Genomic DNA, 10,879 nt, shown 5'->3' with positions numbered 1-10,879 from the left:
GAAGGCGTGCTAGGCCGCTAGAGGGGACTTGCGCGACTCAAGGCTTTCGCGGCAGATAGTGCCACGAGGTTGGGGACGATGGCGTCGTCCTATGGCAGACCTTAACCGCCCTGAACGCCGGGGTCTTCTGTCAAAGGAGGGTCGGCGATGCAGCGACCTGAATTCTTCCGTTTCCACAATGGCGAAAAAGCCATTCTTCCGTTTTCTCAAGCTGAGTATGACGCCCGCCTGATGGGGCTGCGCGCGATTATGGATGCGCAAGGCCTAGATGCGGTTGTGCTGAGTTCGATGCACAATATCGCCTATTACTCGGGTTTTCTCTACTGTGCCTTTGGCCGCCCCTACGCGTTGGTTGTGACCGCATCTGAGGCGGTCGTGATCTCTGCGGGTATTGATGCGGGGCAGCCATGGCGGCGCTGTGCCTGTGATGGGATCACCTATACCGATTGGCAGCGCAACAATTACTGGCGCGCCGTGGCCCATGTGGCGGGGCAGGGCAAGGCAGTTGGTTACGAAGCCGATCATCTGGTCTTGAGCCAATTTGCGCTTCTCACTGAGTTCTTGGCACCAAAATCCACCGCCGATGTTGCGCCTGCTACGATGCGCCAGCGCATGGTGAAATCTGTCGCCGAGCGCGAGTTGATCCGCGCAGGCGCGCAAGTTGCCGATGTGGGCGGTTATGCCATTCGGGACGCCGTGAAGGCGGGGGTGCGTGAGATTGATGTCGCCATGGCAGGGCGCGATGCGATGGAGCTAGAAATCGCCAAACGCTTTCCCGATGCCGAATATCGGGACACTTGGGTATGGTTCCAATCGGGGCTTAACACCGATGGCGCGCATAACCCTGTCACGGGGCGGGTTTTACAGCGCGGCGATATCCTGAGCCTCAATACCTTCCCAATGATCTCGGGCTATTACACCGCGCTTGAGCGCACGATGTTTGTGGGCGAAGTGGATGCGGCAAGCCTTGGTTATTGGCAGGCGAATATCGAGGCGCATGAATTGGGTATGAGCCTGATGAAGCCGGGTGTCAGCTGTGCTGAGATCACCCATGCGATCAATGATTTCTTCGCGGAACGCGATTTGCTGCAATATCGCAGTTTTGGCTATGGCCATTCCTTTGGGGTGTTAAGCCATTATTACGGCCGCGAAGCAGGTCTTGAGCTTCGTGAGGATATCGACACTGTTCTCGAAGAAGGCATGGTGATTTCCATGGAACCGATGCTGACAATCCCCGAGGGGATGGCAGGCGCGGGCGGCTATCGCGAACATGATATTTTGATCATCACCAAGGATGGGGCCGAGGACATTACGGGCTATCCATACGGCCCTGCCGAAAACGTGGTGGGGTAATCTATCGGAAGGGGCGGTCAGGTGGCCGCCTCATTCCGTTGAAGTTTCTGCTTCAACCTTGCCCCCTGCATGGCATAAGCTGACATCAGGCTTGCGGAACGCACGGGTGATCTATGGCACGCAAAGGCATCATTTTGGCGGGTGGCACGGGAACGCGGCTTTATCCGATTACCATGGCCCTCTCGAAACAGCTTTTGCCGATTTATGATAAGCCTATGATCTATTACCCGCTTTCGGTGCTGATGTTGGCCGATATCCGCGAGATTGCGATCATCACCACCCCGCAGGATCAAGCCCAGTTCAAAAGCGCCCTTGGCGATGGCAGCCAATGGGGCATTCGGTTGGACTGGATTGAACAACCCTCGCCCGATGGTCTGGCCCAAGCCTATCTTTTGGCGGAGGATTTCTTGGCAGGGGCACCTTCGGCGATGATTTTGGGTGATAACCTGTTCTTCGGTCACGGATTGCCTGAATTGATGAAAGAGGCCGATCATAACAAAGCAGGTGGCACTGTCTTTGGCTATCATGTGTCAGACCCGCAGCGATATGGCGTGGTCGGGTTTGATGCTGAGGGCCGCGTGCGCGAAATCATCGAAAAGCCAGAAGTGCCGCCTTCAAATTATGCGGTGACAGGCCTCTATTTTCTGGATGGCACGGCACCTGCGCGCGCCAAATCGGTGACCCCATCGGCGCGGGGTGAGTTGGAGATCACCTCGCTTTTGCAAAGTTATCTTGACGATGGGCAATTGGATGTTTGCCAAATGGGGCGCGGGTATGCGTGGCTTGACACAGGCACTCATGCCAGTCTGCTCGAGGCTTCGGAATTCGTCTATACATTGCAAAAACGCCAAGGTTTGCAGACGGGCAGCCCCGATGAGATCGCCTATCACAAAGGCTGGATTTCGGCGGCAGATCTTGTCGCGCGCGCCCAGTTGTTTGGCAAGAATGAATATGGGCAATATTTGCAGGCACTCATCAAAGGGGGTTGACCTTCCAGTAACTGGAACCCTTATCTGAACGGGGAAATGCCCCAACTGAATGATAAGTGACCCTTTAGAATGCTAGACCACCAAGCGCAGCGCGTGATCCCTTTGACTGTTGAGAACCTCTCTTGTGGGGGCTGTGCTGCGCGGGCGGAAAAGGCGCTTGCGGCCTTGCCGCATGTTCGTTCTGCTCAGGTCAATTTGACCACCAAAACCGCCCAAGTGACAGCCACGCCAGAGTTTGATCTGTCGGCGATGGATGCAGCGATGCGCAAGGCGGGGTATCCCGTTGCGCTTGACCCTGCGCAGACCAATCACTGGCGTTTTGCCGTGGAAAATCTCAGTTGCGGGGGCTGCGCCTCCCGCGCTGAAAAAGCCTTGAATGCCTATCCCGCCGTGATCAAAGCCGAAGTCAATCTGGCCATGAAAGAGGCCTATGTCACCGCGGCCCCCGATTTGGCCCTTTCCGATTTGACCGATATGATGCGTCAAGCAGGTTATCCAATCCTGCCTGAGACACCGGCGGCAGAGGTGCAGTCCGAGAGCAGCGCAGAGGATGAAGGGCACCTGCTAAAGCGACAGTTGATCTTGGCGGCGCTCCTGACCCTGCCTGTTTTTATCATGGAGATGGGCGGGCATCTTTTTCCCGCGTTTCATCACTGGCAGGTCGCGACCTTTGGAGAATTTACAACCCGTCTGGTGCAATTTGCCCTGACCACCTTGGTCTTATTTGGCCCCGGTGCTGTGTTTTTCCGCCTAGGGGTGCCTGCATTGCAGCGCGGCGCGCCAGAGATGAATTCCTTGGTTGCGATGGGGGCCACGGCGGCGTGGGCCTTTTCCACCGTGGTCACATTCGCACCAGACTTAATCCCAGAAGCCAGCCGTTTCATCTATTTCGAGGCCGCTGCGGTCATCGTCACCTTGATCCTCTTGGGACGTTTTTTGGAATTTCGCGCGCGCGGTCAGGCGGGCGCAGCTATTCGCAGCCTCATGGAACTGCGCCCTGACACCGCCACCCTCTTGCAAGATGGGGCCGAGCGGCAGGTGGCAGCGTCTGAACTGCGGATCGGGGATCTGATCCGCGTCAAACCAGGTGAGAAAATTGCCACCGATGGCATCGTGACCGAGGGCGAGGCCTTGGTTGAAGAAAGCATGATCACAGGCGAGCCTGTTCCAGTGACGAAATCTGTGGGTGATAGTGTTGTGGGCGGCACGATGAACCGCGCGGGCAGCGCCATTTACCGCGTGACTGCGACAGGTGGGCAAACGGTTCTCGCGCAAATCGTGGATATGGTCACAAAGGCGCAGATGACGCGCCTGCCCATTCAATCTTTGATCAATCGCGTTGCGGCGGTGTTTGTGCCTGTCGTGATCGCTGTGGCGTTTGTAACCACGGCGCTTTGGTGGGTCTTTGGCCCATCCCCCGTGCAGGCTATGGTGATTGGCGTGTCTGTTCTCATTATTGCCTGCCCCTGCGCAATGGGTCTGGCGACACCTGTTTCTGTTATGGCAGGAACGGGGCGCGCTGCGGAATTGGGGGTGCATTTCCGCGAGGGACGCGCACTGCAAGATTTGCGGCAAGCCGACATTGTGGCCTTTGACAAAACAGGCACCCTCAGCACGGGCGCGCCTGCGCTTTTGGCGTGTTACAACGCGCAGAACGAAGATCGCCTGATTGCCTTGGCTGCAAGTGTTGAGCGTGGATCAGAACATCCCTTCGCCCAAGCAATTGTGGCCGAGGCCGAGGCACGTGGGCTGACCATCGCGGCGATGCAAGGGTTCCAGAACAGCATCGGTGGTGGCGTCCGCGCGACTGTCGGGGGCGCGGAGATCGCCCTAGGCACAGAGGCCTATTTGGCAGAGTTGGGTGTTAGTGTCCCAGACATTCCCCCTCAGGGCGCAAGCCTGATCCACTTGGCACAGGATGGTGCCTATGCCGGCAGTCTGGCCTTTCGTGACCCTGCTAAGAAAGATGCCCGAGACACGATTGACGCGTTGAAAAACATGGGTCTGAAGATCGCGCTTCTTTCAGGCGATGCGGCGCCTGCGGTTGATGCGCTTGCCGCAGAATTGGACATCACAGAAGCCCATGCTCGCCTCAAGCCCGAAGATAAATTGGCACTTGTGGCGGCGTGGCAAAAGGCGGGGCAGCGCGTTGTTTTTGTCGGTGATGGGATCAATGACGCCCCTGTTTTGGCGCAGGCAGATGTGGGCATCGCGCTTGGCAGTGGCACCGATATCGCGATGCAGGCGGCAGATGTGGTTCTGGTGTCTGGCGCGCCATGGGGTGTTGTGGATGCCATGACCCTGTCGCGGGCCACTTTGCGTAATATTTGGCAGAATCTGTTTTGGGCTTTTGGCTATAATGTGGCGTTAATCCCTGTCGCAGCAGGGGCATTGGCCCTGATCGGAGGGCCGCTTTTGAACCCGATGTTGGCGGCGGGCGCGATGGCGGCAAGCTCGGTCTTTGTGGTGATGAATGCGCTACGCCTGCGTCATGTGGGGGGGCATTGATGAATATATCGCAAACGGCCATGGCCACGGGGCTGCCCGCCAAAACCATCCGCTATTACGAGGAAATTGGTTTGATTGCGCCTGCGCGCGGTGAAAACGGATACCGCAGTTTTTCGCAACAAGATGTGCATAAGCTGGGCTTTCTTGGGCGCGCTCGTGAATTGGGGTTTTCCATCGAGGAATGCCGCGCGCTTTTGGCCCTTTACGAGGATCGCGGGCGCGCAAGCGCCGATGTGAAAGAGATCGCGCAACAACATTTGCAGGATATTGATGCGAAAATGGCCAAATTGGCCGCGATGCGGGCGACCTTGGCCGATCTTGTGTCGCGCTGTTCGGGGGATCACCGCCCCGATTGTCCAATCTTGGAGGATCTCGCGATTGAGCCAAGCGGGCGGGTGGATTGAAAAACTGCGCAGGCGCTTCGATTTTGAGGTTGACGCTTGCCCCCGCTTGTCCTACTTCCGCGATGCTTCTGGCGGAGTAGCTCAGTTGGTTAGAGCAGCGGAATCATAATCCGCGTGTCGGGGGTTCAAGTCCCTCCTCCGCTACCAAGCCCTTCCTTGCACATTCAGCACTGTGATTGACGCAGCAGCGGCGCTCGTGCGCCGCCGCGTTCATCTTAGCACAATTCCGCCAAACGCGCGAAGGCGGTTTTAATCTTGGCTTCTTCTTCCTCACGGGCCGCAAGGTTTTCGCGGGCCTCCGCGACCACATCTTCGGGGGCGCTTGCCACGAATTTGGGGTTGTTCACGCGGCCCTTCAGCCCGCCGATTTCCTTGGCCAACTTATCCAGCAGCTTTTGCAAGCGCGCCTTTTCCTCGGCCACATCAATCAGATCAGCCACGGGCAGGCCGAACGTGCCGCCCTCAACCGCAACTGTGACCGCGCCTTTGGGCATGGTCTGGGTATGGGTCAGCTCCGAGATGCGGGCAAGCCGTTCGATCATCGCTGCGTTATTGTCCCACGCGGCCTGACCGCGCGCATCGAGATCAAGCTGCAGCAATTGCACCTTAAGCCCCACAGGGACATGCATTTGCGCGCGCACGGAGCGGATTTCTTCGATCAGCGAAATCACCCAAGTCATCTCGCGCGCAGCCTCGGCATCGACCAGTTCCGCGCCATAGTCGGGCCAATCTGTATGCACCAGCATCTTGGGGCGATCTGCAATCTCGCCCCACAGCTCTTCGGTGATGAAGGGCATTGTGGGGTGCAAAAGGATAAGACATTGGTCGATCACCCATGCCATGGTTGCGCGGGTTTCGGCGATGACAGCCGCGTCATCAGAGGCAAAAAGCGGCTTGGCGAATTCCACATACCAATCGCATACTTTGCCCCAGACAAAGGCATAAAGCCCGTTTGCCGCATCGTTGAACCGATATTGCGACAGCGCCTCGTCATGGGCCAAACGCGCCTGCGCGGTTTCGCCGATGATCCATTTGTTTACAGTTTGACTGACCGATTTTGGATCAAACCCTGCAACAGGTTTGCAATCGTTCATTTCCGCAAACCGTGCGGCGTTCCACAGTTTCGTGCCGAAATTGCGATAGCCTGCGATGCGGTCTTTCGACAGTTTCAAATCGCGCCCCATCGCGGCCATGGAGGTCAGCGTAAAACGCAGCGCATCCGCGCCAAACTCGTCAATCAATTCGAGGGGATCAAGCACGTTGCCGATGGATTTCGACATCTTGCGCCCCTTTTCATCGCGCACCAGCGCGTGGACGTAAACGTCACGGAAGGGGATATCATCGACCACGGCCAATTGCATCATCATCATCCGCGCAACCCAGAAGAAGATGATGTCAAAGCCCGACACAAGCGTTGAGGTCGGGAAATAGCGTTCCAATTCTGGTGTCTTTTCAGGCCAGCCAAGCGTGCCAATGGGCCAAAGGCCAGAAGAGAACCAAGTGTCGAGAACATCGGGGTCGCGGGTCAGGGATTTGCCGCCTGCCATCGCCTGCGCTTCTGCCTCTGTTGGGGCGCAATACATTCCGCCTTCGTCATCATACCACACAGGGATCTGATGCCCCCACCAGAGTTGCCGCGAGATCGTCCATGGCTCAATATTCTCAAGCCAGTGGAAATAAACCTTGCGGTGTTGTTCGGGCATGATCCGCGTGCGGCCCGTGCGAACGGCCTCCAGCGCGGGTTCCACGATCTTGGCGGTATCGACAAACCATTGGTCGGTCAGCATCGGCTCGATCACGACCTTTGAGCGATCCCCGAAGGGCTGCGTGATGGTCTTTTCTTCGACCAAAGGCACCAGCGCATCCGCGCCTTCCGCATCCGCTTTCAGGGCGACTTTGCCAAGGCGGGGATCATCGGCGCGTGTCATCACAGCCAGACCTTCGGCGGTGATCTCGGCCACAACCGCATCACGGGCGGCGTAACGCTCCATCCCGCGCAGATGGTCGGGAACAAGGTTCAGCGCGTCCACTTCGGCCTCGGAGAGCGTGCGCGCGCCATTGGCCACTTCCTGCGCAATCTTCGCCGCCTCGGCATAGGCTGCGCCATCGGCGCGCAGATGCGCGCGCGTGTCCATCAGGCGATAGCAGGGGATATTGCCCCGCTTGGCCACGGCGTAATCGTTGAAATCATGCGCACCCGTGATTTTAACCGCGCCCGAGCCGAAAGTCGGGTCAGGATATTCATCGGTGATGATCGGGATCAGGCGGCGATGTTCCTTTGGCCCGACAGGAATTTCGCAGAGCATCCCCACGATGGGCTTGTAGCGTTCGTCATCGGGATGCACCGCCACCGCGCCATCGCCCAGCATGGTTTCAGGCCGTGTGGTGGCAATCGAGATATAATCGCGCGTCTCGCGCAAGGTGACGTTTCCGTCCTCATCCTTCTCGACATATTCATAGGTGGCCCCATCCGCGAGCGGATATTTGAAGTGCCACATATGGCCTGTCTGGTCGATGTTCTCGACCTCTAGATCGGAAATCGCGGTCTCAAAATGGGGATCCCAATTCACCAACCGCTTGCCGCGATAGATGTAGCCTTTGTTATACATATCGACAAAGACCTTGATCACCGCATCATGGAAATTGCCCTCTTCGCCTGCGGGCGCATTGGGTGCACCCGACATGGTGAAGGCCTCGCGCGACCAGTCGCAGGAGGCGCCAAGGCGTTTGAGCTGTTCGATGATCGTGCCGCCAGATTTCTTTTTCCACGCCCAAACATGGGAGAGGAATTCCTCGCGGCTCATATCGCGGCGTGCTTTGCCCTCCTTGGCCAATTCGCGCTCGACTACCATCTGCGTGGCGATGCCTGCGTGATCGGTGCCAGGCTGCCACAGCGTGTCAAAGCCGCGCATCCGATGCCACCGCACAAGCACATCTTGCAGCGTGTTGTTGAACGCATGGCCCACATGCAGCACGCCCGTCACATTGGGGGGCGGGATCATGATGCTAAACGCCTCGGAACCTGCTTTGGCATTGGCCCCTGCCTTAAAGCATTCCCCTGCTTCCCATTTCGCGGAAATCCGCGCTTCGGCTGATTTTGCGTCGAATGTCTTTTCCATTTGATCTGCCTTCGGGCTGCATCTGCGTGTGGGTTCTCAGTGCCTCCCTTACCCAATGGGGCGGGTGAGGCCAAGGGGCAAGGGGGCGCTTCTCCACGGGAAATCGTGAGAAAGCGGCGGGCGAGACTGGACAGATCGATCTGGCCCGCTACTGTGCGACATAAGCGAAGGCGCGTTTCGCAGGTCAGCGCCATGCCAGTAGGAGGGATCATGAAAAAGTTTGGATCAAGCCAATCGGTAAAACGCCTTGAAGATGCTCGTCTTTTGACGGGGCAGGGGCGCTATATTGATGATATTGCGCCAAAGGATGCCTTGGTGGGGTTCGTGCTGCGCAGCCCTGTTGCACATGGCACTATCACCACCCTTGATCTTGATGCCGCGCGCGCCGCGGATGGGGTGCATATGATCATCACGGGCGCTGATATCGAGGCGGCGGGGTATCCGAATGCGATGCGCTATGTCACCGTGAAAAACGGCGATGGCAGCGATGCGGCTGCCCCGCGCCGCCCCGTCCTGACCACCTCGCGGGTGCGGTTCGTGGGCGAGGCCGTGGCCTTTATCGTGGCAGATAGCCTTGCGCAGGCGCGAGATGCGGCTGAACTGATCGAATTGGATATTGATGACCTGCCCGTGAAATTAGATCTTTCTGCAGGCGGCGCGGCGCTGCATGACGAGGCGCCCGATAACGTGGCCTATAATTGGGAACATGGCGACGAGGCGGCTGTCAAAACTGCGATGGCACAGGCCAAACATCGTGTCAGTCTGCGCATCGAAGACAACCGCATTATCGTCAATTCAATCGAGCCACGTGGGTGCTTCGCGGAACCGCAGGGTGAGCGTATCCATCTGGGCGTAAATGGTCAGGGGGTCTGGGGCACCAAAGGTGATCTATCCAAATTCTTTGGCATTGATCCTTCGCACGTCCGTGTGACCACGCCCGATGTAGGCGGTGGGTTCGGGATGAAGACCATGGGCTATCCCGAATATTTCTTAACCGCGATGGCCGCCCGCCATCTGGGCCGCCCTGTGCGGTGGATGTCCGATCGCACCGAGGCCATGTTGGCCGATAACGCCGGCCGCGATTTGGTCACAGTAAGTGAGCTTGGCTTTGACGAGAATTATCGCCTCGTGGCCTATCATTTGGACAGTTGGTCGAACCTTGGGGCCTATGTCTCGCAATATGGGCAGCTGATCCAATCAAACCTATTCGCTCGCGTTTTGACGGGCACCTATGACATTCAAAATGTGTTCTTCCGCAACCGTGCGGTATTTACAAACACCGCGCAGGTCGATGCCTATCGTGGGGCGGGACGCCCTGAGGCGATTTTCTGCCTTGAGCGCAGCATGGATCACGCTGCCCGCGTCTTGGGGGTGGATCCCGCCGAACTACGCCGGCGCAATTTCATTCGCCCCGATCAGATGCCCTATCGCACCGCAACGGGGGAGTTATACGATGTGGGCGAGTTTGGGGCGCTTTTGGATCGTGCTTTGGAAAAAGCGGATCTGTCAGGCTTTGACGCACGCCGTGCGGCCAGCGCCGCCAAGGGCAAACTGCGCGGCGCGGGGATTTGTTACTATATCGAGTCAATCCTAGGCGACCCCGATGAGCGGGCCAAGATCGAACTCACCGATTCCGGCGCGCGCGTTTATGTCGGAACGCAATCAAACGGGCAGGGCCACGAAACGGTCTATCCGCAGCTTGTCCATGATCAAACGGGCCTTCCACTTGAGGCGATTGAGATCGTGCAGGGTGATAGTGATTTGATCGAAATGGGTGGCGGCACGGGTGGATCGCGCTCGGTCACTGTGCAGGGTATGGCGCTGCGCGCCGCAGGTGATAGCCTCATCGGTGGCTTGCGTGATTTCATGGCGGATCATCTTGATGCGGATGATGTCAATTTCGATGCCGATGAAGGTGTCTTCCGTGCGCCTGGCTCCAATGTGGTGGTTACGCTCCTAGAGGCTGCAGAGGCCGCGCGCGGTGCGGGCCGTGCTGATCTGTGTGTGGTGCAGGAATATGTCAAACTGCCCGGGCGTTCCTATCCCAATGGGTGCCATATTGCTGAGGTCGAGATTGACCCCGAAACGGGTGTGATGGCCGTGGATCGCTACACTGTGGTAGATGATTTCGGAAATATGATGAACCCAATGCTGGCCGAGGGCCAAGTGCATGGTGGCGTTGCGCAGGGGATTGGTCAGGCGGTTTGCGAGCGCGTGGTTTATGACGCAGATGGTCAGCTGTTGACAGCAACTTTCATGGATTACGCGATGCCGCGCGCCGATAATATGCCCTTTATCGGCTTCTCCATCCGTCCTGTTCCTTCAACCGCAAACCCGTTGGGGATGAAGGGCTGTGGCGAGGCAGGCACAGTGGGTGCGCTGGCGGCAGTTTCCAATGCGGTCAATGATGCGCTTGCGGATATGGGCGCCAAGGTTGAGATGCCCTTCACCCCCGCCCGCCTGTGGGAGGCCATCGAAGCCACCCGTGCGATTGCGGCAGAATAGG

General features: G+C 57.9%; 6 protein-coding genes and 1 tRNA gene. 6 read left to right on the top strand and 1 reads right to left on the bottom strand.

Annotated elements, in window-relative coordinates; translation table 11 throughout:
* Positions 1-147 precede the first annotated feature (147 nt).
* From RYZ18_RS06435 to RYZ18_RS06415, 5 genes are all read left to right on the top strand, one after another.
* Positions 148-1,353 carry an aminopeptidase P family protein gene (locus RYZ18_RS06435; protein WP_317655603.1) on the top strand — a complete coding sequence of 402 codons (1,206 nt, stop codon included), beginning with the start codon at positions 148-150 and terminating at the stop codon, positions 1,351-1,353.
* Positions 1,354-1,466: 113 nt separating this feature from the next.
* Entirely contained in the window at positions 1,467-2,342 is an 876-nt protein-coding gene (rfbA, locus tag RYZ18_RS06430; protein WP_317655602.1) for a glucose-1-phosphate thymidylyltransferase RfbA, read from the top strand.
* A 69-nt stretch (positions 2,343-2,411) separates the two neighbouring features.
* On the top strand, positions 2,412-4,850 hold the full coding sequence (locus RYZ18_RS06425; RefSeq protein ID WP_317655601.1) for a heavy metal translocating P-type ATPase: 2,439 nt from the start codon (positions 2,412-2,414) through the stop codon (positions 4,848-4,850).
* Positions 4,850-5,254, top strand: coding sequence for a Cu(I)-responsive transcriptional regulator (gene cueR / locus RYZ18_RS06420; RefSeq protein ID WP_317655599.1), 405 nt, complete (start codon positions 4,850-4,852; stop codon positions 5,252-5,254). The genes RYZ18_RS06425 and cueR overlap by 1 nt, the downstream gene beginning before the upstream one ends.
* Positions 5,255-5,324: 70 nt before the next feature.
* Positions 5,325-5,401: transfer RNA gene (locus tag RYZ18_RS06415), tRNA-Met, on the top strand.
* 68 nt (positions 5,402-5,469) lie between these two features.
* Here the strand turns inward: RYZ18_RS06415 and RYZ18_RS06410 are convergent.
* Positions 5,470-8,373, bottom strand: coding sequence for a valine--tRNA ligase (locus tag RYZ18_RS06410; RefSeq protein WP_317655598.1), 2,904 nt, complete (start codon positions 8,371-8,373; stop codon positions 5,470-5,472).
* A gap of 210 nt (positions 8,374-8,583) precedes the next feature.
* Here RYZ18_RS06410 and RYZ18_RS06405 point away from each other — a divergent pair, with 210 nt between their 5' ends.
* On the top strand, positions 8,584-10,878 hold the full coding sequence (locus RYZ18_RS06405) for a xanthine dehydrogenase family protein molybdopterin-binding subunit (RefSeq protein ID WP_317655596.1): 2,295 nt from the start codon (positions 8,584-8,586) through the stop codon (positions 10,876-10,878).
* The last annotated feature ends 1 nt before the right edge of the window (position 10,879 follow it).

This window comes from Roseovarius sp. 10 (genome assembly GCF_033100315.1).
Classification (GTDB): Bacteria; Pseudomonadota; Alphaproteobacteria; order Rhodobacterales; family Rhodobacteraceae; genus M30B80.
This window is presented reverse-complemented; position numbering and strand designations above follow the sequence as displayed.